At 38.1% G+C, this 24,447-nt stretch carries 23 protein-coding genes and 2 tRNA genes; 20 read left to right on the top strand and 5 right to left on the bottom strand.

The features are described 5' to 3' along the window. Positions 1–124 precede the first annotated feature (124 nt). From ACI6MV_RS22890 to ACI6MV_RS22855, 8 genes are all read left to right on the top strand, one after another. Positions 125–1,246: a GerMN domain-containing protein gene (locus ACI6MV_RS22890; RefSeq protein ID WP_407272655.1), complete on the top strand. Its 1,122-nt coding sequence runs from the start codon at positions 125–127 to the stop codon at positions 1,244–1,246. A 128-nt stretch (positions 1,247–1,374) separates the two neighbouring features. Continuing rightward, a complete protein-coding gene (gene rph / locus ACI6MV_RS22885) occupies positions 1,375–2,139 on the top strand; it encodes a ribonuclease PH (protein ID WP_407272654.1) in 765 nt (254 codons plus the stop codon). Continuing rightward, the gene (locus ACI6MV_RS22880) at positions 2,136–2,732 is read left to right on the top strand and encodes an XTP/dITP diphosphatase (RefSeq protein ID WP_407272653.1); all 597 of its coding nucleotides are present in this window, start codon (positions 2,136–2,138) and stop codon (positions 2,730–2,732) included. Before rph ends, ACI6MV_RS22880 begins: the two co-directional genes overlap by 4 nt. A gap of 22 nt (positions 2,733–2,754) precedes the next feature. Then, positions 2,755–3,270 (top strand): metallophosphoesterase, encoded by a 516-nt coding sequence (locus ACI6MV_RS22875; protein ID WP_407272652.1) that lies wholly within the window; start codon positions 2,755–2,757, stop codon positions 3,268–3,270. Between the two features lie 249 nt (positions 3,271–3,519). Next, positions 3,520–3,593 (top strand) — tRNA-Gly (locus ACI6MV_RS22870). 7 nt (positions 3,594–3,600) lie between these two features. Next, a tRNA-Arg gene (locus tag ACI6MV_RS22865) sits at positions 3,601–3,674 on the top strand. A gap of 377 nt (positions 3,675–4,051) precedes the next feature. Beyond that, on the top strand, positions 4,052–4,345 hold the full coding sequence (locus tag ACI6MV_RS22860; protein ID WP_407272651.1) for an AbrB/MazE/SpoVT family DNA-binding domain-containing protein: 294 nt from the start codon (positions 4,052–4,054) through the stop codon (positions 4,343–4,345). Continuing rightward, positions 4,345–4,701, top strand: coding sequence for a type II toxin-antitoxin system PemK/MazF family toxin (locus ACI6MV_RS22855; RefSeq protein ID WP_407272650.1), 357 nt, complete (start codon positions 4,345–4,347; stop codon positions 4,699–4,701). Before ACI6MV_RS22860 ends, ACI6MV_RS22855 begins: the two co-directional genes overlap by 1 nt. An 81-nt stretch (positions 4,702–4,782) precedes the next feature. Here ACI6MV_RS22855 and ACI6MV_RS22850 read toward each other — a convergent pair whose 3' ends face one another. The 3 genes from ACI6MV_RS22850 to ACI6MV_RS22840 form a co-directional block, all read right to left on the bottom strand. Beyond that, complete coding sequence (locus tag ACI6MV_RS22850; protein WP_407272649.1) at positions 4,783–5,169, bottom strand: YhjD family protein; 387 nt, start codon at positions 5,167–5,169, stop codon at positions 4,783–4,785. 124 nt (positions 5,170–5,293) lie between these two features. Further along, positions 5,294–6,214, bottom strand: a complete 921-nt coding sequence (locus tag ACI6MV_RS22845; protein WP_407272648.1) for a thermonuclease family protein — start codon at positions 6,212–6,214, stop codon at positions 5,294–5,296. 129 nt (positions 6,215–6,343) lie between these two features. Beyond that, the gene (locus ACI6MV_RS22840) at positions 6,344–7,276 is read right to left on the bottom strand and encodes a hypothetical protein (protein ID WP_407272647.1); all 933 of its coding nucleotides are present in this window, start codon (positions 7,274–7,276) and stop codon (positions 6,344–6,346) included. A 234-nt stretch (positions 7,277–7,510) separates the two neighbouring features. On the opposite strand from ACI6MV_RS22840, the gene ACI6MV_RS22835 reads away from it, so the two are divergent. The 6 genes from ACI6MV_RS22835 to yihA all read left to right on the top strand — a co-directional run bounded on the left by ACI6MV_RS22835 (position 7,511) and on the right by yihA (position 16,761). Continuing rightward, the gene (locus ACI6MV_RS22835) at positions 7,511–8,506 is read left to right on the top strand and encodes a tetratricopeptide repeat protein (RefSeq protein ID WP_407272646.1); all 996 of its coding nucleotides are present in this window, start codon (positions 7,511–7,513) and stop codon (positions 8,504–8,506) included. Positions 8,507–8,703: 197 nt separating this feature from the next. Beyond that, on the top strand, positions 8,704–9,990 hold the full coding sequence (tig, locus tag ACI6MV_RS22830) for a trigger factor (RefSeq protein WP_407272645.1): 1,287 nt from the start codon (positions 8,704–8,706) through the stop codon (positions 9,988–9,990). Between the two features lie 419 nt (positions 9,991–10,409). After that, entirely contained in the window at positions 10,410–11,693 is a 1,284-nt protein-coding gene (gene clpX / locus ACI6MV_RS22825) for an ATP-dependent protease ATP-binding subunit ClpX (RefSeq protein WP_407272644.1), read from the top strand. A gap of 325 nt (positions 11,694–12,018) precedes the next feature. Then, positions 12,019–13,686 (top strand): ATP-dependent protease LonB, encoded by a 1,668-nt coding sequence (gene lonB, locus ACI6MV_RS22820; RefSeq protein ID WP_407272643.1) that lies wholly within the window; start codon positions 12,019–12,021, stop codon positions 13,684–13,686. 173 nt (positions 13,687–13,859) lie between these two features. Beyond that, complete coding sequence (gene lon, locus ACI6MV_RS22815) at positions 13,860–16,193, top strand: endopeptidase La (protein ID WP_407272642.1); 2,334 nt, start codon at positions 13,860–13,862, stop codon at positions 16,191–16,193. Next, positions 16,180–16,761, top strand: coding sequence for a ribosome biogenesis GTP-binding protein YihA/YsxC (gene yihA / locus ACI6MV_RS22810; RefSeq protein WP_407272641.1), 582 nt, complete (start codon positions 16,180–16,182; stop codon positions 16,759–16,761). The genes lon and yihA overlap by 14 nt, the downstream gene beginning before the upstream one ends. Before the next feature lie 46 nt (positions 16,762–16,807). Here the strand turns inward: yihA and ACI6MV_RS22805 are convergent, their stop codons facing one another. Both ACI6MV_RS22805 and ACI6MV_RS22800 read right to left on the bottom strand, forming a co-directional pair. Further along, positions 16,808–17,434 carry a pentapeptide repeat-containing protein gene (locus ACI6MV_RS22805; RefSeq protein ID WP_407272640.1) on the bottom strand — a complete coding sequence of 209 codons (627 nt, stop codon included), beginning with the start codon at positions 17,432–17,434 and terminating at the stop codon, positions 16,808–16,810. 22 nt (positions 17,435–17,456) lie between these two features. Beyond that, the gene (locus tag ACI6MV_RS22800; RefSeq protein ID WP_407272639.1) at positions 17,457–17,939 is read right to left on the bottom strand and encodes a LiaI-LiaF-like domain-containing protein; all 483 of its coding nucleotides are present in this window, start codon (positions 17,937–17,939) and stop codon (positions 17,457–17,459) included. Positions 17,940–18,156: 217 nt separating this feature from the next. On the opposite strand from ACI6MV_RS22800, the gene hemA reads away from it, so the two are divergent. Genes hemA through hemL form a run of 6 tightly spaced genes read left to right on the top strand, consistent with a single transcriptional unit; the run spans position 18,157 to position 24,391 of the window. Beyond that, a complete protein-coding gene (gene hemA / locus ACI6MV_RS22795; RefSeq protein ID WP_407272638.1) occupies positions 18,157–19,524 on the top strand; it encodes a glutamyl-tRNA reductase in 1,368 nt (455 codons plus the stop codon). Between the two features lie 27 nt (positions 19,525–19,551). Next, positions 19,552–20,364 (top strand): cytochrome C assembly family protein, encoded by an 813-nt coding sequence (locus ACI6MV_RS22790; RefSeq protein ID WP_407272637.1) that lies wholly within the window; start codon positions 19,552–19,554, stop codon positions 20,362–20,364. Between the two features lie 20 nt (positions 20,365–20,384). Then, positions 20,385–21,314 (top strand): hydroxymethylbilane synthase, encoded by a 930-nt coding sequence (gene hemC, locus ACI6MV_RS22785; RefSeq protein WP_407272636.1) that lies wholly within the window; start codon positions 20,385–20,387, stop codon positions 21,312–21,314. After that, complete coding sequence (locus ACI6MV_RS22780; RefSeq protein ID WP_407272635.1) at positions 21,314–22,099, top strand: uroporphyrinogen-III synthase; 786 nt, start codon at positions 21,314–21,316, stop codon at positions 22,097–22,099. Before hemC ends, ACI6MV_RS22780 begins: the two co-directional genes overlap by 1 nt. A 6-nt stretch (positions 22,100–22,105) precedes the next feature. After that, positions 22,106–23,083 carry a porphobilinogen synthase gene (gene hemB / locus ACI6MV_RS22775; protein ID WP_407272634.1) on the top strand — a complete coding sequence of 326 codons (978 nt, stop codon included), beginning with the start codon at positions 22,106–22,108 and terminating at the stop codon, positions 23,081–23,083. A gap of 21 nt (positions 23,084–23,104) precedes the next feature. Further along, positions 23,105–24,391, top strand: a complete 1,287-nt coding sequence (gene hemL / locus ACI6MV_RS22770; protein WP_407272633.1) for a glutamate-1-semialdehyde 2,1-aminomutase — start codon at positions 23,105–23,107, stop codon at positions 24,389–24,391. Positions 24,392–24,447: the final 56 nt, after the last annotated feature.

Here is a 24,447-nt window from a genome sequence, read left to right as displayed (position 1 = left end):
GCTGATAAACACCTTCATTTTGACTGTAAACAAAATCTTCTTCTAAAAAAATTGTAATAGCTAGGTCTAATTTTTTTTAGTGCTCGTATATATAGTAGTACAAACCATCTTAGGAGGGAAAAGCATGAGGATACGAGCGCTTTTAATGTATACGGTTTTACTAAGCCTAACAGTCCTATTATTAAGCGGATGTGGTATTTTTCAAGGAGAACAAACTACAGGAGAAATGGATACACCTCCTGAAGATGCCAGTTATACAGATGATCTAGAGACTGAAACTGGAACAGATGAACAGAATGCAGAGGGTCAAGACACAGAAAGTGAAGATGGAACGAGTGAAGATCAAACAGAAGCAGAAGGCACAGAAGCTGAAACAGTTCAGAGGCAATTATATTTACTAGATGCAAACGGAATGGTTGTACCACAAACAATTGAGCTTCCAAAATCAACAGAAGTAGCACAACAAAGTTTAGAATACATGATAAAAGGTGGTCCGGTTACAGAATTATTGCCAGAAGGATTTGAAGCGGTGCTTCCAGCAGGAACAGAAATTATAGGTCTCAATCTGGAAGAGGATGGAACGCTAATTGTTGATGTATCCAAAGAGTTTGCCGAATATCGTCCAGAGGATGAACTGAAAATTCTGCAGGCAATGACCTACACGTTAACACAGTTTGATAATGTTGATAAAATTAAGCTGTGGATTAACGGTTATGAGCAAAAAGAAATGCCGGTGAATGGCACGCCTATGAACGATGGCTACTCAAGAGTCAATGGTATAAATATTTACGAGAGCGATTCAGTAGATTTTATGGATAGTAAAGCGGTTACGCTTTACTATCCTGCACAACAGGATGGAGAAATGTACTTTGTGCCAGTTACCCAGCATGTTGCGATGGATACCGATAATACGTATGCATCGTTAGTACAAGCCTTAGTAAATGGACCTGCTTACAATCTTGATTTGTACAATGTGTTTAATAGCGGTGTAGAATTGGCCGAGCAGCCCGAGATTACGGAAGGCGTTTTATCTTTAACTTTTAATGAAAATATCTTTAACGACTTAGAGAGAGCGTCAATTTCGGACGAGGTTATGGAGACGTTAGTATTAACATTAACAGAGCAGCCAGGTGTGGAAGCTGTTGATGTCTCTGTCAGTGATTATGAACAAGTTTTCAATTCGAGTGGTGTACCTTATTCCGAACCGGTTTCGAGAGATACATTCGTTCCAACAGGAAGTTACTAAGGAATCACGGAAAGAGCTGGAAAATACCAGCTCTTTTTTTCGTATTTAGACAATTGTCGGTGTATGGACTTATTAATCTAGGTGAAAATATGTTACGATAATGAGGAAAATTAAAAGGAGGAAGAAAGATGAGACCAAATCAACGTCAAATCAATCAACTACGACCAATTAACATAGAAACAAACTACATAAAACATCCAGAGGGTTCCGTACTTATTACTGTGGGAGATACTAAAGTCATTTGTAATGCAAGTATTGAAGACCGCGTTCCTCCTTTTATGCGCGGAGAAGGTAAGGGTTGGATTACTGCTGAGTATTCGATGCTGCCTAGAGCAACAGACAAACGAAATATTCGTGAATCATCCAAAGGGAAAGTTTCTGGGCGGACGATGGAAATCCAACGATTAATCGGAAGAGCGTTGCGAGCTGTTGTAAACTTAGAAGGAATCGGTGAACGAACAGTTTGGGTGGATTGCGATGTTATCCAAGCGGACGGCGGCACCCGGACAGCAGCAATAACCGGTGCTTATGTAGCTGTCGTATTAGCATTCGGAAAGCTCGTGGAAAATAAAGCAATCAAGGAGTTACCTGTGACTGATTTCCTCGGAGCTACGTCTGTAGGTATTTTACCTGATGGAACTGAAATTCTCGATCTACAATATGAAGAAGATTCAAAGGCATTAGTGGATATGAACATTGTGATGACCGGTAAAGGTGAATTTGTAGAAATTCAAGGAACTGGGGAAGAAGCAACCTTTTCTATGGAGCAACTACAAAAAATGTTGGAGCTTGCCAAGGAAGGTGTAACGAACATTTTTGAACTCCAAAGTGAAGCGCTGGGAAAATGGGCAAATGTGATTGAAAGTAAAAGGAAGGCAGTAAATAAATCATGAACAAATTAATTATTGCAACAAAAAATAAAGGAAAAATGAAGGACTTTGAAGTACTGTTTTCAAAATATGGTATTGAAGTTTCTTCACTGTTGGATTTAGATGAATCAATTCCAGATATTGAAGAAACTGGCGATACGTTTGAAGAAAATGCAGCAATAAAAGCTGAAGCGATTGCCGCTTCTTTTGGAATTCCTGTGTTAGCAGACGACTCGGGTTTAATGGTTGATGCATTAGAAGGAAGACCAGGTGTTTATTCTGCGCGTTATGCAGGTATAGAAAAGGATGATGTTGCTAACTACGAAAAGCTTTTGTCCGAGTTAACAGATGTACCTGATTCCGAACGAACAGCCAGGTTTGTTTGTGTATTAGCACTTGCACAGCCAAACCATGCTACATTGTTAAAAAGAGGCACGTGTGAGGGCCGAATAGGACTGAATTCAGAAGGCACCAATGGTTTTGGTTATGATCCAATCTTTATACCGAATGGCTATGATCAAACGATGGCACAGTTGACCGCCGAAGAAAAAAATCAAATAAGCCACCGGAAAAATGCAATCGTTCAACTAGAAGATTGGTTAAAGCAGCAGATATAGTTTATGTAAGGGGGAAATATCTTTGCCAAAGGTTCTAATTATGAGTGACAGCCACGGCTGGTCACAAGAAGTAAATACTATTAGACAACGTTACGTAGGTAAAGTTGATCAAATGATTCATTGTGGAGATTCAGAGCTAGAAATGGATGCACCGGGACTACAGGATTTTATGAAAGTAGCAGGCAATTGTGACATGGATGCCCGCTTTCCTGATGAAGTTGATTTCTCTGTCGGAGATCTGACATTTTTTGTAACCCATGGACACTTATTCCGTGTGAAATCAACACTTATGCCACTGTCATACCGTGCTGATGAGTTAGACGCACAGGTTATTTGCTTTGGCCATTCTCATATTGCAGGAGCAGAACGCGTAGAAAATAAATTATTTATCAATCCTGGAAGCATTCGCCTACCACGGGTGCGACCAGAGGGAACATACGCCATTCTATCATGGGAAACAAAAGCAGAGATTACCGTCGAATTCTTCGATTTTTCCGGAAATAAAATTAACGACTTAACTTATGTAACTTCTTTATGATAAAATAAATAAATCGACCTGTGAAAAGCAGGTCGCATCTTTTTTTAAGAATTTTCATTAATGTGTTGACAAACGATGTCATAATTTATATAATAAATCTTGTCTGTTAAAGAGATAGTTAAATTTTGGCTCTTAATTACCGAATAAGCTACGAGTTGTTCCGAAGCATAAATATCTTAGAAAAGACTAGTAGATGTAGGAACATGAAGATCGTGAACAAAGCAAAAAGAAACACCACTTATAAAAAGTGCGGGTGTAGTTTAGTGGTAAAACCTCAGCCTTCCAAGCTGATGTCGAGGGTTCGATTCCCTTCACCCGCTCCATTATTTTGTCCCAGTAGCTCAGCTGGATAGAGCAACAGCCTTCTAAGCTGTGGGTCGGGAGTTCGAATCTCTCCTGGGACACTAATCGAAGAACACCAACCACCTTGTATCAAGGTGGTTGGTGTTCTTTTTTGTTTTTCTGTTGGCGATCTGGTAAAAACTGCATAATGAGGCTGGGTTATCTCACTTCAATAATTTTATATTACGTTTAGAGTGAAATTTTTTCTGCAAGTTCCATAAAGTTAAGTGCAGAATAATTCTATGTCATTTCTATACAGCTTTAAAAATTTTAAAAAGATCGGATTGAAAACGAATGTTCTCTCACTCGGTAAGTTTATCCTCTGAATTTTCATCTCTTTGATACCGTGCAACAGTAAGCCTATTTATCACAGTAAAAGTATCTTCTGGTGTTGATTCGTATATACTATGTATATACACTGAAAAAGGATGGTGTTATAATGAATGGGAAACATAGTAACGAGAAAAAAGGAGTGGGAACTATGACATCGGCAACCACAGTTCAAAAGTGGGGTAATAGTCTTGCGGTTCGCATACCAAGAGATATAGCTGAACGTATTGCAATCCAACAAGGTTCAGAAATGGAGTTGATTGTAGTGGATGATAATAAAATTACATTAGTTCCTAAAAATCAGAAAAAAAAATATTCTTTAGAAGAACTCCTATCAAAAATTACACCGGAAAATCGTCATGATGACATTGATTTTGGCGTAGAGGGGAATGAAATTATTTAATGGCTACAAATATACCAGGACGAGGCGATTTGATTGTAATAGATTTCAATCCGCAAGCTGGTCATGAACAAACAGGAAGAAGGACTGGAATCGTCCTTTCGCCGGCAGCATTTAATGAAGCGACGGGGTTCGCACTGATCTGCCCAACCACGAATCAGAAGAAGGGTTATCCATTTGAGGTTGAATTATCTGCTGCTGGGGTAACAGTGGCGAATGGTTCCCCTGTTACAGGTGTTATCTTAGTAGATCAACTTAAAAGTATGGATTGGCGGGCACGCAGAATCAGAGTGCTTGGACGAGCACCTGACGAGATAATTGATGACTGCCTTGCAAAGATAGCAACATTTTTAACATGAGTTTTAAGAAAGCTTGCGTTTACTTTCGCTTTCATGTTTTCATCCCTAACTCGTGTTTTAGGTATTGCTCCTACCTTCTCATCAATACCAAGCCCTATCCCCAATCTCCACTGGCCTCGCCAACATGCCAAACAAATACAATCCCATCATATCTTTGGTAAGCTCGCGTAATTGATCAGGTGTTAGTAGTACATCACCAGAATCATTGGGTGTTTGCCAATCATAACGCAGATAATTACCTGTCTTACCTAAATATCTTACCTTCATGTGATGCTTGTTATAAAGTGTTCGTTTTATTGAATTTAAATCATCCTGTACGGATGCGATTGCGGTGTCTAATTTATCGAGATACGGTCTGTTCACACGAAATGGACCTGTTTCAAAGTATGAAAGGTCTCGTTTAAACAGCTTATGCACAAATGGTAAAATGATGTAAGCGTAAAGTGTTTGTTTTAAATCTTCATCCATCTGCAACACCACCTTTCCTATTATTATAAACAGAACGTGTGTTCTTGTAAATATTTTTAACTTTCCCTCCCACGAAATAAATATAAATAAAAAAGCAGCAATTCGCTGCTTTTTTACTATTCCCTTATTCACATGCTATACCGTCGCCGTCACGATCCAAATGTGTCCCGTAGCCAGGGTCTCCATTATGAATCGGGGTTACACCTGCATCTCTAGCTGCTGTGCAGTTTTTGTAATTAGTGTCATTCTGATCAGTTGTAGGAGGTGTTGGTTCTGGAGAGGTGTCAATATCTTCCTCATAATGAAAGCCGTGATTATGATCTTTATGTGCATAACCTGGAATCGACCAAATGCCAATTCCTTGATCAATGGCTTCTGCTTGTGCGCGATGAAAAGTATCGAGCATGGTTAAATCGTTATAAAGATAGGCCGTCCTTGCCAAGCCTTTTCTTAGTAATTTTTCCTGTATTGTTTCGTCATCAATAAAAATATATGTGAGCAGTCTTCCGTAATGATCACGTTCTTCTGTGCCAACTTTAACTTCTACCTCTTGGCCGGTAAGTGTGTCTTTTACGAATTGTGACGCTTCTGGTCCATATGGTTCAACAGGCTTATTAGGAGCGACTGTTTCAGGTGTATCGATCAGCAACAAACGAGCTATTTCAGTTGTGCCATTCATGTTAATTTCGATGGTGTCACCATCAATCACCCGTGTAACTGTAGCAGTTATTTTGTCTGGAGTATCCTGCTCTTGCTCAGTTTGACTATCGTTTTCCTGAGAGTCATTCGTGTCGTTTTCTTCGACAATAGCATCGTCTGACGAACTATTTTCTTGCGTTTCTTCGACTACATTTGGATTAATTTCAGTCGTTTCCTGGTTCGGTGCTTGTGGAGCACAGCCACTTATAAAAAGCGCTATTGCTACTGCAGGAATAAACAGACGAGCTTGTTTATAATAGATAAAAATAATAAATAGAGCTAGACTAGTTGGTATAATTAGTAAAACGGAAACCAATAATACAAGGCTAAGTAAATAGTTGTGCATGAGAAATCCTCCCTAAACTCGTTGTAACGCTAGTGATGTTAAATCTTCTTGTTAGAGAAGCCTAAACGCTGCGCTTTTCATTCATGATATTAAACTAGAAGCCCCATATTTACAATGGTTTTCTCATGTCTAGCTTTCAGTATCTAACTCGTTACCCTTCACCAATTCTTTTCGCTGCTTAGTCAATAACTTAAACAATACAAATGTAACTACTCCAAAAATTAAAAAACTGACAAATCCATCATAAATGCCTAATAATAAGGTGAATAGCGACATAATAACTGTATAAGTAATAATCACAACTTTTTTGCTAAAAAACGTTACGATAGGGTTATTCCATTGATTGGATTGGCTCTCATTTTTGTTGTCTAGCTTTATGTGTTCAGTTCGTTTCCTGGGTTCTTTTTCAACTAAACAATTGCTGATTAAGAACGTTAAAGCTTTCTTATAAGCATACGTATAAAGAATACTACCGCTAAGGTCAGGTTCATGATATAACATCTCAAAACATGTCAAATCCTCACCAGAATAATCATTTATCGACTTTACAAACAAATCGTTTTTAATGGCTTCTTCTGCAAACGATTCGAACAAGTCTTTGTAAGGGGAGATATCCAAATGTTCCGCAGATTCAAAATGAATTGAATGGTAAATCGAATAAGTGAAAAATTCAATTTTGGCTTTTAAATCTAGATTTTCCCAGACGAGATTATATAGCGCGCGTTCCCCGATGTACTGTGAAAAGCAAAGTCCTCGTTCATATGCAAATGAGTATAAACCTGGGTGCGGTTCACGATCGCCGTCTGTGTTTCTTTTAATAAGGGCATCGGCATCTTCAACGGTTGCTTGTCCAGGTATGGAGATGCCTAGTTGTTCTGCATCATGCAGTTGCTGATGGCTCACTTGGCGGAATGGAATTACCTTTATGTCAAATGGTCCAACGTATCCTCGGTGCGTCATAAGTTCTTTTAAGTGCTTCTGTGATTGTGCATGAATTTTACGTGTGCTTCTTTTATTTGTTTGTTCAAATGTACAAGTAACTTCATATTTTTTGTAATTCATTTAAAAATCCTCCTAAAAAGAAAAACACACCAAAGCAGAAGGTGTGTTAATCTAGATGTATGTAAATTTTCTATTGAAGTTGAAGATACGTATTTCCCTTTCATTCTTATGCCGTAAATATCTGATACATGCATATCTTATTTAGGAAAGAAATGAAAATCACGTTTGTTACTTACTATAAAACGGGTAAGCTAGTAAAAATGGAGAGAAAGTTATTAATTAGGAATGGTGAATATGAGCAAAAACAATAATAATATTGTAATGTTTCCTAAATGGAAAGCAACATTGGAAAAGCAAAGCATGGAGGCTTTAAAAGAAAAGCGTTATCAAGATGCTTTGGAGAAGTTGGATGAGTTACTAAGCCTTGATGCTAATTCTCATGAAATTTTGATAGGCAAGCTTATATGTTTAATGGAACTTGGAAAGTATGAGGAAGCAGAGGAATTATACATACACTTAATTGACAAGCACGATGAACATTATTTTGAATACATACATATGTACAGTACAATGCTATTTCAAATGAGCAAGTATGATGAGTTAATTGATTATTTGGAGGATGTCTTTTACGAAGGTGGTATTCCAGATTTATTAAAAAATCAGTTATGGCAATTATATGAGATAAGTAAAAAGCTGCACGTCGATGCTAAGCATGAACATGTAAACCAATACATAGAAAAATTAGTAGAGGCAGTAGAGCGAAGGGATGCAACGGCACAATGGCGAACGATTTTAAAATTTAAAGATACAAATATTACGCCACAACTTAATCTTTTTAGTCGTTTACTTAAGGAAAATCACATCCATCCGGTTGTAAAAACAGCCATTGCACAACTGTTACAAGAAAATCAGATAGATCAATCAATTGAGATACATAAGTTAGACCAAAAGATTATCGTTAATCCAGCTAACATAAAAGCACCATATCAGGATGCAGCAACGAATCAAATTTTATCTTTTTTAGTCGATGTGGAACAAAATAATCCGTCTTTATTCGAGCTAATGGAAAAATTATTGTTTCATTATGTTTACGTACGTTATCCGCTACTTCCAAGTGATCAGGAATTGTATCCACTGTCTATTGCGCTAAAGCAATTAGGAAATCAATATTTGGGATTAACAGTCAAGCAAGAGGACTACAATATAGAACAAGAACAAGAACAAGTAGATGTATACATAAAACACATCCTTGATTATGAAACCCAATATTATGCAATTATAGAGGATTAATCAACAATATCTATTTCTAATGAATAGTTTGAAGCATGTGCTAGCTACTTTGTCACGTTGAATATGTTGAAAGCAATATGGATTATGTTATAATAAGATGGTTGCATTTTGCGTTCCACCTTAGTATGTACTAATTATACATCCAATGAACGTCAAACAATACTTAATGAATTTATAGATTTCTGGAGGGAAATAATATGACAGCAAAATGGGAAAAACAAGAAGGTAATGAAGGACTTCTAACAATTGAAGTAGAAGCAGCAGATTTTAACGCAGCTTTAGATGAAGCATTTAAAAAAGTTGTAAAACAAGTTCAAGTTCCTGGATTCCGTAAAGGAAAAATGCCACGTGGAATGTTTGAACAACGTTTCGGAGTAGAATCACTTTATCAAGATGCGGTTGATATCATTCTACCAAAAGTATATTCTGATGCAATTGATGAAACAGGAATTTCTCCTGTAGATCAGCCAGAAGTTGATATTGAGCAAATCGAAAAAGGTAAAAACCTTATCGTCACTGCTAAGGTTACTGTAAAACCAGAAGTTAAATTGGGTGACTATAAAGGTTTAGAAGTAGAAGAAGAAGAAACAGAAGTTACAGAAGAAGATGTGGAGCATGAATTAAAGCATCAGCAAGAGCACCAAGCAGAACTAGTTGTTAAAGAAGAAGGTGCTGTTGAAGAGGGTGATACTGTTGTTATCGATTTTGAAGGCTTCGTAGATGGTGAAGCGTTTGAAGGCGGAAAAGCAGAAAACCACACATTAGAAATCGGATCGGGTTCATTCATTCCTGGATTTGAAGAACAGCTAGTTGGAAAAGAAACTGGTGCGGAAGATGATATCGTAGTAACTTTCCCAGAAGAATATCATGCAGAAAATTTAGCTGGTAAAGAAGCCACATTTAAAGTTACAATTCAAGAAATTAAAGCGAAAGAACTTCCAGCATTAGATGACGAATTCGCGAAAGATGTCGATGAAGAAGTAGAAACATTGGATGAGCTGAAAAAGAAAATTAGAGAGCGCTTAGTAAACCAAAAAGCGACGGATGCGGATAACCAAAAACGTGAAGCATTAATTACACAAGCATCAGATAATGCTGAAGTTGATATTCCGGATGCAATGGTAGCTACAGAACAAGATCGTATGCTAAGAGAGTTTGAACAAAGATTACAACAACAAGGCATGACTCTAGACATGTATTACCAATTCTCTGGTCAAGATGCAGACGCATTGAAGGAACAAATGAAAGAGGATGCAGGTAAGCGTGTAAAAACAAATCTTGTTCTTGAAGCAATTGTAGAACTTGAAAATATTGAAGTGAACGACGAAGATGTCAATAAAGAATTGGAAACAATGGCATCTATGTACCAAGCAGATGTAGAACAACTTCTACAAATGCTAGGCGGAAATGCAGACGCAATTAAAGACGACTTGAAATTCAAAAAAGCTATTGATTTTCTTGTCGAAAATAGCAAAACTAAATAATTAAAAAACGACATCATTTGTTAAGAAAAGCCACACACATCACAAGGCGCGATTAAATCGTGCCTTGTTTTATAATTATTTTCTTGATTTAATGGACAAATAGAAGAATGATTACATGCTCTAGTTACATATACTTGATAACATATCGTTTGACTTTTCTAAAACTTTCTACATAATTAGGTGTACCTTTATTTTTATAACACATAGCAAATATATACTGTTTATAGTTTGATTCAATTGGAAAGACTCTCATATATATAGGAGTCATTATTTAGTGTACGTAAAAAGCATGTAAAAAAGTATATTGCTTTGTAAACGGAAACCAATCTGATATGATGAGCTAAAGAAAGAAAAAACATTAGAGTATGATTTTTTTAATTCATATCATGTTGAGATTTTTACTCTAGGGGTGAATTTAAATGTATAAATTTAACGAAGAAAAAGGGCAACTAAAGTGTTCCTTCTGTGGCAAAAGCCAAGATCAAGTTCGCAAGCTAGTTGCTGGACCAGGCGTTTATATATGTGATGAATGTATTGAGCTTTGCACGGAAATTGTAGAGGAAGAGCTTGGTAACGAAGAAGAAGTAGAATTCAAAGACGTACCCAAGCCACAAGAGATTTGTGAAATTCTTGATGACTATGTAATTGGTCAACAAAAAGCGAAGAAAAGCTTATCTGTAGCAGTATATAATCACTATAAGCGGATTAATTCTACGAAAAGTTCTTCAGACGATGTGGAATTAGCAAAAAGTAATATTGCGATGATTGGACCTACAGGTAGTGGTAAAACATTATTGGCACAAACATTGGCAAGAATTTTAAATGTACCATTCGCGATCGCAGACGCGACATCATTAACAGAAGCAGGTTATGTAGGGGAAGACGTAGAAAATATTCTTCTTAAACTAATCCAAGCTGCTGATTATGACGTTGAAAAAGCAGAAAAAGGTATTATTTATATTGATGAAATTGATAAAGTTGCACGTAAATCAGAGAACCCATCAATCACAAGAGATGTTTCTGGTGAAGGTGTTCAGCAAGCATTACTGAAAATTCTTGAAGGTACGGTTGCTAGTGTGCCGCCTCAAGGTGGTAGAAAGCATCCACATCAAGAATTCATCCAAATTGATACGACAAACGTCTTATTTATTTGTGGTGGGGCATTTGATGGTGTCGAACAAATTATCAAACGCCGCTTAGGTAAAAAAGTAATTGGCTTCGGTGCTGAAGAAGGTATGAATAAAGACATGGATAAAGGTGAGCTGCTAGGAAAAGTATTACCGGAGGATTTATTGCGTTTCGGACTTATTCCTGAATTCATCGGTCGTCTTCCTGTAATCGGAAGCTTAGAGCCACTTGATGAAGCAGCGTTAGTAGAAATATTAACAAAACCTAAAAATGCACTCGTGAAACAATATGAAAAGCTATTCCAAATGGATGATGTTGAGCTTGAGTTTGAAGAAGAAGCATTAGTTGAAATTGCTAAAAAAGCAATTGAACGGAAAACTGGTGCACGTGGCTTACGTTCGATTATTGAAAGTATCATGCTTGAAGTGATGTTTGAGTTACCGTCAAGAGACGATATTAGTAAATGTGTAATCACGAAAGATACCGTTATACTTGAAGATGGCAGACCTAAACTCGTATTAACGGATGGCACAGTTAAGGATGAAAATAAACAATCACCAAAAGAAAGTGCTTAATTTTAATAAGATAGAAAGTGTGAATTTTTGTGCATGTGTCTAGTTCCGAGCGCCAGAAACTAGGCGACTTCACGAATCGCCCTACGATAAGTCATCATCGATTCGCAAGCTCATCGTGATTCCTTTATCTCAGTCGATTCCCTCCAGTCGCTACGTTTCTAAGCGGCGCTCTGCACTTTTCTTATTACTAATTTCACAAGTGAACAGTATTAGATAATCCCTTGTTATTTTTTACATAGCAAGGGATTTTCCGTAGTTAGAGGTAGGTTAAGGAAAAGAAAATGGGGCAATACTAACGAGTAAATCACTTTTTGGAGGGACCCCAATGGATCTAGTTAGTATTGTAGTCATTATTCAGTTGTTTTTTGGCGTCGTAATTGGAATTTATTTCTGGAATTTGTTACGAAGCCAACGAGCAAATAAAAATACAATCGATAAGGAATCAAAAAAAGAGATGGAGAAACTTCGAGCTATGCGCTCCGTCTCTCTTTCTGTCCCTTTATCGGAAAAAATCAGACCAAGTAACCTGGCTGATATTATTGGTCAGTCAGATGGTATTGAGTCGTTAAAAGCAGCTTTGTGCAGTGCTAATCCACAGCACGTGATTGTGTATGGACCACCAGGGATTGGAAAAACTGCCGCAGCCAGAATCGTGTTAGAAGAAGCAAAGAAAAATGCAAATTCACCGTTTCGTACAACTTCACCGTTCATCGAGTTGGATGCCACAACTGCACGATTCGATGAACGAGGGGTTGCGGATCCTTTGATCGGCTCTGTACATGATCCGATTTACCAAGGTGCTGGTGCGATGGGACAAGCTGGAATTCCTCAACCCAAACGTGGTGCTGTATCTAATGCACATGGTGGTGTATTATTTATTGATGAGATCGGTGAATTACATCCGATTCAAATGAATAAACTATTAAAAGTTTTGGAAGATCGTACTGTTCATTATGAAAGTGCGTATTACAGTGAAGAAAACCAAAACATCCCTGCACACATTCATCAGATATTTAGAAAGGGGCTTCCTGCTGATTTTCGTATGATTGGTGCAACAACGAGAAATCCTGAAGAAATTCCACCCGCGATTCGTTCCAGGTGTCTAGAGATATTCTTTCGAGAGTTAGAGCCAGAGGAAATCATGGAGGTTGCTACACGAGCCTGCGACAAAATTAACTGTAAAATAGATGAAACAGCACTGCGTGTGCTATCTCAATATGCACGCAACGGAAGAGAAGCAGTTAATATGATTCAAATTGCTGCAAGCCTTGCGAAAAAAGATTTGCGCGAAGAAATTTCACAGTCGGACATGGAATGGGTAGTAGACTCCAGCAGACTAACGCCGAGAGTGAAACCGAAAGTAACACCAATAAATCGAGTTGGTAAAGTAAATGGTTTAGCTGTTTCTGGTCCAAGTACGGGTTTCTTGTTAGAGATTGAATTCATGATCTTACCGACCAATTCCAATGGCAAAATTTCGATTACCGGAATTGCCGAGGAAGAAACGATTGGGTCCCAGAGCAAATCAATAAAACGTAAAAGTATGGCCAGAGGGTCGATAGAGAATGTTATTACATTATTGCGTTCGTTAGGCGTACCTGCACATGAATACGACATCCATGTCAATTTTCCAGGGGGTATCCCTGTTGATGGTCCATCTGCTGGATTAGCAATGGCTGTTGGTATTTATTCCAGCATTCAAAAGAAGCCAGTGCGCTTTGATACAGCAATGACAGGCGAAATCAGTTTGCACGGAGAAGTAAAGCCAATCGGTGGTGTATTAACGAAAATCAGGGCGGCCAAGCAAGCGGGAGCATCACGTGTAATCATTCCAAAGGATAACTATCAGTCGATTTGTGATAAAATTGATGGAATTGAAATCATTCCAGTGGAAACTTTTCATGAAGCACTTCCATATGCCGTTGAAGGTAGCTATGGGGAGGCGAAGCAATTGCAAAACAAACGAATCACAAAGGCTTCCAAATCTGTTTAGTAAGCCTATAATTTTACAATAGTAGAAATTTTCATTACACTTTAGGAAGTTGTGTCAATTTCATAATTACGTTATACAGCTATATGATGCGAATAGCAAAAAAAGTATGATGTAGTTGACTAAGTTGTCTAAAAAACGAGTAATTGCACGTTTAATTAGCGGAGGTGCATAACATGGCAGAATCAAATACAGTTCAATTACCACTTCTTCCATTAAGAGGTATTCTTGTTTTCCCATCGATGGTATTGCACTTGGATGTTGGTAGAGAAAAATCTATAAATGCTTTGGAAAGAGCAATGATGGATGATCACAACATATTTTTAGCAGCACAGAAGGAAAGTGCTGTTGATGAACCAAAGGCAAAGGATATTTACCGGGTCGGTACATTAGCAAAAGTGAAGCAAATGTTAAAGCTACCCAATGGCACGATTCGAGTACTAGTCGAAGGCATGCAGCGGGGAGAAATTGTTCAATTTATAGAAGATGATGATCAATTCATCGTTGAAGTACAGCAATTTGAAGAAGTACACGGCGATAAGGTCGAAGAACAGGCCTTAATGCGGTCGTTATTAAGTCAATTTGAACAATACATAAAAATATCAAAGAAAATTAGTCAAGAAACATTTGCGACAGTGTCCGATATCGATGAACCAAGTCGACTTGCAGACATTATAACTTCCCATTTGTCCTTGAAAATACAGGACAAACAAGAATTGTTGGAAACGGAAGACGTAAAAAAACGATTACAGCAATTAATTGAATTTATTAGCAATGAACGAGAGATTTTAAATCTTGAAAAGAAGATTGGACATCGCGTCAAGAAATCGATGGAAAAAACGCAAAAAGAATATTATTTACGGGAACAGATGAAAGCCATTCAAAAAGAATTAGGCGATAAAGAAGGTAAATCTGGTGAAGTTGCACAGCTGAGAGAAAAGGTAGAAAAAGCCGATTTGCCTGAACGTATATTAGGAGTTGTAAACAAAGAGCTTGATCGTTACGAAAAGGTACCGCAAAGTTCTGCGGAAAGCTCTGTTATTCGTAATTATGTTGACTGGCTACTTGCCTTACCATGGACGAAGGAAACGAAGGATAATCTAGACATTAATCATGCTGAAAAAACGTTAGATGAAGACCATTATGGTTTGGAAAAAGTAAAAGAACGCGTTTTAGAATATTTGGCTGTTCAAAAGCTGACGCAAACGATTAAAGGTCCGATTCTTTGTTTAGTTGGTCCACCAGGGGTTGGGAAAACGTCATTAGCACGTTCGATTGCCCGGGCAATAAACCGAAAATTTGTTCGTATTTCTTTAGGTGGTGTCCGAGATGAAGCGGAAATTCGTGGTCATCGTCGTACTTATGTTGGTGCAATGCCTGGACGGATCATTCAAGGGATGAAGAAAGCGGAGACTGTCAATCCGATTTTTTTATTAGATGAAATTGATAAAATGGCAAGTGATTTCAGAGGAGATCCGTCTTCAGCAATGCTAGAGGTGCTTGATCCGGAACAAAACAGCAATTTTAGTGATCATTTTATTGAAGAAAACTATGACCTTTCCAGTGTTATGTTTGTAGCTACAGCAAATAATTTATCTACAATTCCTGGTCCGTTATTAGACCGTATGGAAGTCATATCGATTGCTGGCTATACAGAAGTAGAGAAGCTTCATATAGCTAAGGAACATCTATTACCAAAGCAAATGAAGGAAAATGGACTGAAAAAAGGTCAAATGCAACTTCGGGATGAGGCTTTTGTTAAACTGATTCGTATGTACACTCGAGAAGCTGGTGTAAGAAGCTTGGAACGACAACTTGCTTCGATCTGCCGTAAAGCAGCAAAGATAATCGTTTCTGAAGATAAAAAGCGTGTAGTAATTACCGAGAAACAGTTAGAAACTTTATTAGGTAAGCCGAAGTTCCGTTATGGTAAAATGGAAGAAGAGGATCAGGTTGGTACGGCAACGGGGCTTGCTTACACTGCGGCAGGCGGTGATACGTTATCGATAGAAGTGTCACTATATCCGGGTAAAGGCAAACTAACGTTAACAGGTAAACTTGGTGATGTGATGAAGGAATCAGCACAAGCAGCGTTCAGTTATATTCGCTCCCGTGCCAAGGAATTGAACATTGATCCTGAGTTTCATGAAAAGAATGATATTCATATTCATGTTCCTGAAGGTGCTACACCTAAGGATGGTCCATCAGCAGGGATTACGATGGCAACTGCACTAGTGTCTGCATTAACAGGGCGCGCTGTACGGAAAGAAGTAGGAATGACCGGTGAGATTACATTACGAGGTCGTGTCCTTCCGATTGGTGGCTTAAAAGAGAAATCGTTAAGTGCGCATCGTGCAGGAATTACCAAGATTATTATTCCAGCAGATAATGAAAAAGATTTAGAGGATATTCCAGCAAGTGTTCGAGATGATTTAACGTTTGTACCTGTAAAACATTTAGACGAGGTATTAAAGCACGCGTTAACGGGGGAGAAAAATGAAAGTAACTAATGCAGAGATTGTAATTAGCGCTGTCTCAAAAAAGCAATACCCACCAGACCATTTGCCAGAAATTGCGCTTGCTGGCAGGTCTAATGTAGGGAAATCATCATTTATTAATAAAATGATTAACCGTAAAGCCTTAGCAAGAACGTCATCCAAACCAGGTAAAACACAGACCCTTAATTTTTATAAAATTAATGAAATGTTTTATTTTGTGGATGTTCCGGGATACGGGTATGCGAAGGTTTCGAAGACAGAGCGTGATGCTTGGGGAAAAATGCTTGAAGAGTATTTTAGTCAGCGTGAGAATTTAAAAGCAACAGCCTTAGTCGTTGATATTCGTCATGAGCCATCCGCGGATGACGTGCGCATGTATGAATTTCTTAAATTCCATGAATTACCTGTCATTGTTGTCGCAACAAAACTAGACAAAATCTCGAAAAGTAAACGTGCTAGTCATCTAAAGCGGACGATTCAAACTTTGAATCTCAGTATGGATGATATTGTGATTCCATTTTCTTCAGAAACCGGTGAAGGCAAAGAAGAAGCATGGAGTGTAATGCGTCAATTTTTATAATCATAAGTAAAAACGAGCTTGACATCATGATGTCAAGCTCGTTTTACTAATTGGTAACTTTGATTCCAAAGTGAGAAACCAGTTTATACGCTTGATCATGTCTAATAACAAGTCCATCTGCAAGCATTCGATCGATTCTAATATGGTTGAATTCTGCATGCGAAAGGTCTAATCCTTTTAAAGTTGTTTCGCTTAAATCAATTTCATCAATATCTATATTCCTAAATAACAACGATTTAAATGTGACTTGTTGAAAGCTACTACTGTTCAGCATGCCGGCTTCAAATTTCACATTCGTTATGTTTGCCTCTGAAAAATTTGTGTAGCTTAAAAAGCAATCGTCCCAAAAAACATCTTTTAACCTGGAGTAGAAAAAGCTCGCTCCAATTAGCTTGCACTTTTCAAATAAGACTCGATATAAAACAGATTTTTCAAATTTACCATTAGATAAATCACAATGAATAAATATAACGTCTAATAACTCTACACTTGAAAAATCGTTATGATCAAATGTACAATGCTCAAATTTCACTTCGTCAATTTTATCGATGTCAACGCTGCTGTAAATTTGACAGTTGATGAGATGTGTATTCGGATCGATGTCCTCCATATTTAAACGCTCATTTTCAATCACATTAAAATATTTTTGATGTGGCTCCTTAATCTTTACCATTTTCACTAGTCCTTTCTTTGCGCTATTTTTTTCTGAATAGTAAATATGCTCCCAAGACGATTAGAACTACCGGCCAAAAATTCTCTAGAACACCGATTACTTGGTCGACCCAGCGGAACCATGATGGTTTATTTGTTGAAAAGATTGCAAACAGGGATATTACTAAAAGAATAAGGCCTGGGACCAATCCATTCTTTGTTTTTTGGAAACGTAGTAAAAAAGCAATCGCTATAATAAATGGATATACACCCCAATGATCCACCCAAAAGCCGTAGTGGTTAAGCCCGTGAAAATGGATGCCAAGTCCGAGCACAATTACACCAGGGAATAAATTCTTATAATCATTGGCAATATAACTATGTAATAGAAAGGCTAAACCAATAATGATTAGTAATGTTGGCCACGAATAGAAATTAGTTAAAATCGGAAATTGTAGCTGCCTTAATAAAAAGTAAATACCAATTCCAACTAATAGGTAGCCAATAAAAGCATTCTGTTTTTTCATGATTCCCTCCAAATTATAATTATTATTAATTAGTATTAATTAGTTGATTGGATTTTGTTGATATGATAAAGTACATAGGTAAATATATAAAGATTCTAATTCATATCCTATCATATAGTGTCATTATCTGTTCACACTTTTTTTAGATATAGGGTAAATAACATGTTATAATTGGACATGTATGTTCATGTCAGATGTTTGTTGGGGGTAGTAAAACGTGCATATATTAGTGGTTGGTATTAATTATCGGACCGCTCCTGTAGAAATTAGAGAGAAATTAACTTTTGCTGACGATGCGGTTGCAGATGCAATGCAACAGTTAAACAATCAGAAAAGTGTATTGGAAAATGTGATCGTATCTACATGTAATCGTACAGAAATTTATGCAGTAGTTGATCAACTTCATACAGGGCGATATTATATAAAACAATTTTTAGCGGAATGGTTTGGCATAGAAAAAGAGCAATTTACCAGCCATCTAGCTATTTCTGAAAATGATGGTGCCATAGAGCATCTATTTCGTGTTACCTCTGGTTTGGATTCGATGGTTGTTGGAGAGACCCAAATCTTAGGACAAGTAAAGCAAGCGTTTTTGTTAGCGCAACAGCATAAAACAACAGGTACGATGTTTAACGAACTATTTAAACAAGCAATCACATTAGCTAAACGTGCCCATAAAGATACAGAGATTAGTGATCATGCTGTATCTGTTAGTTATGCAGCTGTAGAATTGTCAAAGAAAATTTTCGGTAACTTAACTAACAAACATGTCGTTATTTTAGGTGCCGGTAAAATGGGTGAATTGGCAGCTAAGAATTTAAAAGGTTCTGGTGTCAAAAAGGTGACGGTTATTAATCGTACCCTAGAAAAAGCAGAAGCGATTGCCGCGCAATTAGATGGTGTAGCTAGAACGATGGATGGATTAGCCGATGCACTGTTAGCAGCTGATATTTTAATTAGCTCTACAGGAGCGTCTAATTACGTGCTATCAAAGGAGGTACTCGCTCCAATTCATAAGCAACGTAAAGGACGTCCGCTGTTCCTAGTCGATATTGCTGTACCGAGAGACCTAGAACCGGCCTTGGGAGATCTAGAAAATGTGTTCTTATATGATATCGATGATCTTCAAGGAGTCGTTGATGCAAACCTAGAAGCAAGACAACATGCTTCAGAAGCGATTGAACTATTCATTGAAGAAGAAATCGTTCTATTTAAACAGTGGGTGCAAACGTTAGGTGTTGTACCTGTCATTTCGGCACTTAGAGAGCAAGCATTGGCGATCCAAGCTGAAACAATGAAAAGCATTGAGCGAAAAATGCCAAACCTTACAGAGCGTGAGAAAAAGGTATTAAACAAACATACGAAAAGTATTATTAATCAAATGCTGAAACAGCCAATCTTACAGGCAAAAGAAATGGCTGGTGAACCACAATCTGATCATGCATTAGAAATGTTTATACGTATTTTCGGTATTGAAGAAACCGTCCGTGAGGAAATGCGTACCGAGGTAGAAGAGAAAATAATAGAATTTAGTAAAGGTGGAGGATTATCCTTCCCTGCACTAAAAAACGCATCCACTCATTAAGAGGAAAGGGTTCCCTTTATGCTGGAAATGAATTGGTTACATGCAATTATTCTTATTATATACAGTGCTAGCGTTGTGGGATATTTTATTGATTTTGTTCAAAAAAATCAGAAGGCGAATAAAATCGCTTTCTGGTTACTTAGTGTGGTTTGGCTTGCTCAAACCATTTTTTTATTGTATCAAAATTTTTTATCATCCGCGTCTATGGTATTGAATTTATATGATGGCTTATACTTTTATGCATGGATTCTCGTTACTCTTTCGCTAACGATTAATCGATTGTTTAACGTCGATTTTTTCGTGTTTTTTACGAATTTATTAGGTTTTTTCATCATGCTTTTGCATTTTCTAACCTATATAGGTGATTCATTTGTAATGGAGCAAGGTACGCCTTTAATTGGAGAAATATTAATTATTCATATTGGACTGGCCATATTATCTTATGGATTCTTTTCGCTTTCATTTATACTCTCCCTTATGTATTTGCTGCAGTACCACTTATTAAAAAGCAAGCGAGGGTATCCATGGCTGAAGCGTTTAGGTGATTTAGAACGTTTAGATCGAATTTCCTTTCAGACGGTGACGATTGGAGTACCTAGTTTATTGCTATCAATTGTACTCGGTGTTACTTGGGCATATCAATCTGGTACACCCTTTTATTGGTATGATGTAAAAACAATTGGATCTTTACTTGTTTTGGTAGTCTATATCATCTATTTATTTCTTCGACTCATGATCGGTTATCAAGGCCGTGCGATTTCTTTATATAACACGGGTGCTTTTTTGTTTTTACTCGTCAATTTTTTCTTATTTAGCTCCCTTTCTACATTTCACTTTTAATACAAATCAGGAGGAAAATTATGCGTACAATCACGATTGGTTCAAGGAAAAGTAACTTAGCTTTAAAACAAACGGAATGGGTAATAGAAAAACTTAAAGAAGCTGGGGCCGCATTTGAGTTTGAGGTTAAAAAAATATCTACAAAAGGAGACCAAATCCTTGACGTAACCTTGTCTAAAGTTGGTGGTAAAGGCTTGTTCGTGAAAGAGATTGAACAAGCAATGTTTGACAAAGAAATTGATATGGCTGTCCATAGTATGAAGGACATGCCAGCAGAAATGCCAGACGGTTTGACGATTGCCACAATTCCTGAACGAGAAGATCATCGTGATGTGTTCATCGCCAATGATCACGTACTACTGAAAGATTTATCAGCAGGTGCAGTTGTTGGGACAAGTAGTCTAAGACGCGGTGCACAGGTGCTTGCTGTTCGCCCTGATCTATCGATTAAATGGATACGCGGAAATATTGAAACACGCTTGCGTAAGTTGAAAGAAGAAGATTACGATGCGATTATTCTTGCTGCTGCCGGCTTAAAACGTATGGGATGGAGTATGGATATGGTAACGGAGTATTTAGAGCCGGACGTATGTGTTCCTGCAGTTGGTCAAGGTGCGCTAGCGATCGAATGTAGGGAAGAAGATCAAGAATTAATTGACTTGCTTCACACGATTAGTGACGCTTATACGACTAAAACGGTAACAGCAGAGCGCAAATTCCTACATTTACTTGAGGGAGGCTGTCAAGTGCCAATTGGCGGCTATGCTTATTTAGAAGGTGAAGAAGTCGTTTTGACAGCATTGGTTGCTACGAGTGATGGCAAAACAGTGTTAAAGGAAACCGTTCGTGGTACTGACCCAGAAGCAGTTGGGGAAGAGGCTTCCAGATTGATTAAAAATCAAGGTGGCGCCGCTATTATTGAACAGGCGAAAGAGGAGTTAGATCAATAATGCCAGCTGGTCTCTTTGGAAAAAGAATTCTTGTAACGAGAAGCAAAGAGCAATCAAAGGCGTTTGCAGATAAATTAATGGAAGCAGGTGCGATACCTTTGGTTGCACCGCTTCTTATCTTTCAAGCACGTAACTCTGAGAAAAATACGGCACTACTACAGCAATTAGATACATTTTCCTGGCTGTTTTTCACGAGTGCAAATGGTGTGAAGTTTTTTTTTGAACACGTCGAGCGTGTCCAAATGGAAGCGATGCTCAGTCATTTACATATCGCTGTTGTTGGTAAAAAAACCGAGCAAATGTTGAAACACTATGGATATGAAGCGGCGTTTATTCCAAACAGCTTTCAAGGCTCACAAATGGTTAGCGAGTTTTTGCAAACCTACGGATCTGAGCAAACAATTCTATTAGTGTGCGGTAACAAATCCAGAAATGAGATACCCGATCAATTAAAGCAAGCGCGCGTTTTTTTTCGTAAACTGATTATGTATGATACGCTAATCAACGAAATAACTACCGTTCAATTAACCGATTACATAAAAACTGGAATGATTGATGTATATACGTTTACGAGTCCATCTACGATTGCTGCTTTTGAGGAAATGACCGCATCGATACCTGCATATATTGACGTGATTAAGCAGCAAAAATTATGTTTGTGTATCGGAACGACTACAAAAGATAAAGCAACGCAAGCTGGGTTTAAGCAACTTCGCGTTCCAGATGAATTTACGATTGATGGAATGATTGAAACATTACATGATCATTTCAAGACGAAAGGATGAATTAACATGTCTGATAAATTATTTAATCGCCACCGTAGACTAAGAAGTTCTGTGAATATGCGAGCATTAGTAAGAGAAACGAAACTAACAAAAGATGATTTGGTTTATCCGATTTTTGTTGTTGAAGGTACAGATGTGAAAAAAGAAGTTTCCTCGATGCCAGGAGTTTTTCAAGTATCACTTGATCATTTAACAGAAGAAATGAATCAATTAGTACGCTTAGGAATCCGTTCCGTGCTTTTATTCGGGATACCAAAAGAGAAGGATGAAATTGGTACACAAGCGTATTGTGAAACAGGAATCGTGCAAGAGGCGTTGCGTCAAATCAAACGCGATGTACCTGAACTGATTACGATTGCTGATACATGTCTATGTGAATACACATCACACGGTCATTGTGGAATCATTCATGATGGTGATGTAGACAATGATCAATCCCTAGAGCTCCACGTTCAAACGGCAATTAGTCAAGCGCAGGCAGGAGCAGATATTATTGCGCCATCAAATATGATGGATGGGTTTGTTTCAGCGATTCGAAAAGGCTTAGATGAATCAGGATTTGTTAACACACCAATCATGTCATATGCAGTTAAGTACGCATCTGCCTTTTACGGTCCATTCCGTGATGCTGCGGACAGTACACCACAATTTGGTGACCGCAAAACATACCAAATGGACCCGGCGAATCGAATGGAGGCATTAAGAGAAGCGGAATCAGACATCGCAGAGGGTGCCGATTTTGTTATCGTTAAGCCTGCACTGTCTTACATGGACATTATGCGAGATGTAAAGAATAATGTGAACGTTCCTGTCGTCGCATACAATGTTAGTGGGGAATATGCGATGGTAAAAGCAGCAGCACAAAACGGATGGATTGATGAAAAGCAAATTGTATTAGAAAGTTTAACATCGATGAAGCGTGCTGGAGCAGACATTATTATTACGTATTTTGCAAAAGATGTAGCTAAATGGTTGGAAGAATAAATAATAGAAAGGGTGTTACGTGTGAAATCATTTACGAACTCCGTCAATGCTTACAAAGAAGCTGTTGATTTATTGCCAGGAGGTGTGAACTCACCTGTTCGTGCATTCAAATCAGTTGGAATGAACCCAATTTTTATGGAGCGTGGTAAGGGCTCAAAAATTACGGATGTGGACGGCAATACGTATATCGATTATGTACTTAGCTGGGGACCGTTAATCTTAGGACATGCCGATGACCGTGTAGTTGCCAAGCTGAAAGAAGTAACGGAAAATGGCACGAGTTTTGGTGCCCCAACCGAGATCGAGAATAAACTTGCTAAATTAGTCATTGATCGCGTTCCATCAGTGGAAATGGTGCGGATGGTTAACTCTGGTACGGAAGCAACCATGAGTGCGCTACGGTTAGCTCGAGGATATACTGGTCGAGATAAAATCTTGAAATTTGAAGGTAACTATCATGGCCATGGTGATTCATTGCTTATTAAAGCTGGTTCAGGGGTCGCTACGCTAGGATTACCGGATAGCCCTGGTGTTCCTCAGTCAATTGCACAAAATACGATTACAGTGCCTTACAATGACGTCGAAGCAGTGCGCTATGCTTTTGAGCAATTTGGTGATGACTTGGCAGCGGTCATTGTCGAGCCAGTATCAGGTAACATGGGTGTTGTACCACCAAAGGATAACTTCCTCCAAAAGCTTCGAGACATAACAGAAGCGAATGGAACGTTGTTAATCTTTGATGAAGTAATGACTGGATTTCGTGTAGACTATCATTGTGCACAAGGATATTTCGGTGTTACACCTGATTTAACTTGTTTAGGTAAAGTTATCGGTGGTGGGCTTCCTGTTGGAGCGTACGGTGGTAAACGAGAAATCATGGAACGAATCGCACCTGTTGGTGATATTTATCAAGCTGGAACGTTATCAGGAAATCCGTTAGCGATGACAGCAGGATATGAAACATTAGTGGCGATGGACAAGCAAGCATATGACCGTATTAGTAAGCTTGTTGACCGATTAGTAGAAGGGTACAAGCAAGCTGCTGCTGAGTATAACATTCCACTTCAAGTCAATCGTGCCGGTTCTATGGTCGGATGCTTCTTCACAGATCAAGAAGTGATTAACTTTGAAACGGCACAATCATCAAACTTAGAACACTTTGCTAGCTATTATCGCTCTATGATTGAAGAAGGCATTTTCCTGCCACCTTCTCAATTCGAAGGACTGTTCTTATCTGCAGCACATACAGAAGCCGATATTGATAAAACGATTGAAGCAGCAAGAGTCGCTTTTTCGAAATTAAATTAAGATCGTGTTAGACGCCTGGATGATGAGATATCGTTCGGGCGCTTTTTTTGTGGTCT

Source organism: Radiobacillus sp. PE A8.2, from assembly GCF_045635475.1.
In the GTDB taxonomy this organism is placed as follows: domain Bacteria; phylum Bacillota; class Bacilli; order Bacillales; family Amphibacillaceae; genus JBJGXI01.
The sequence above is the reverse complement of the archived record's forward strand: the minus strand, read 5'-3'. Positions and strand labels throughout refer to the sequence as shown.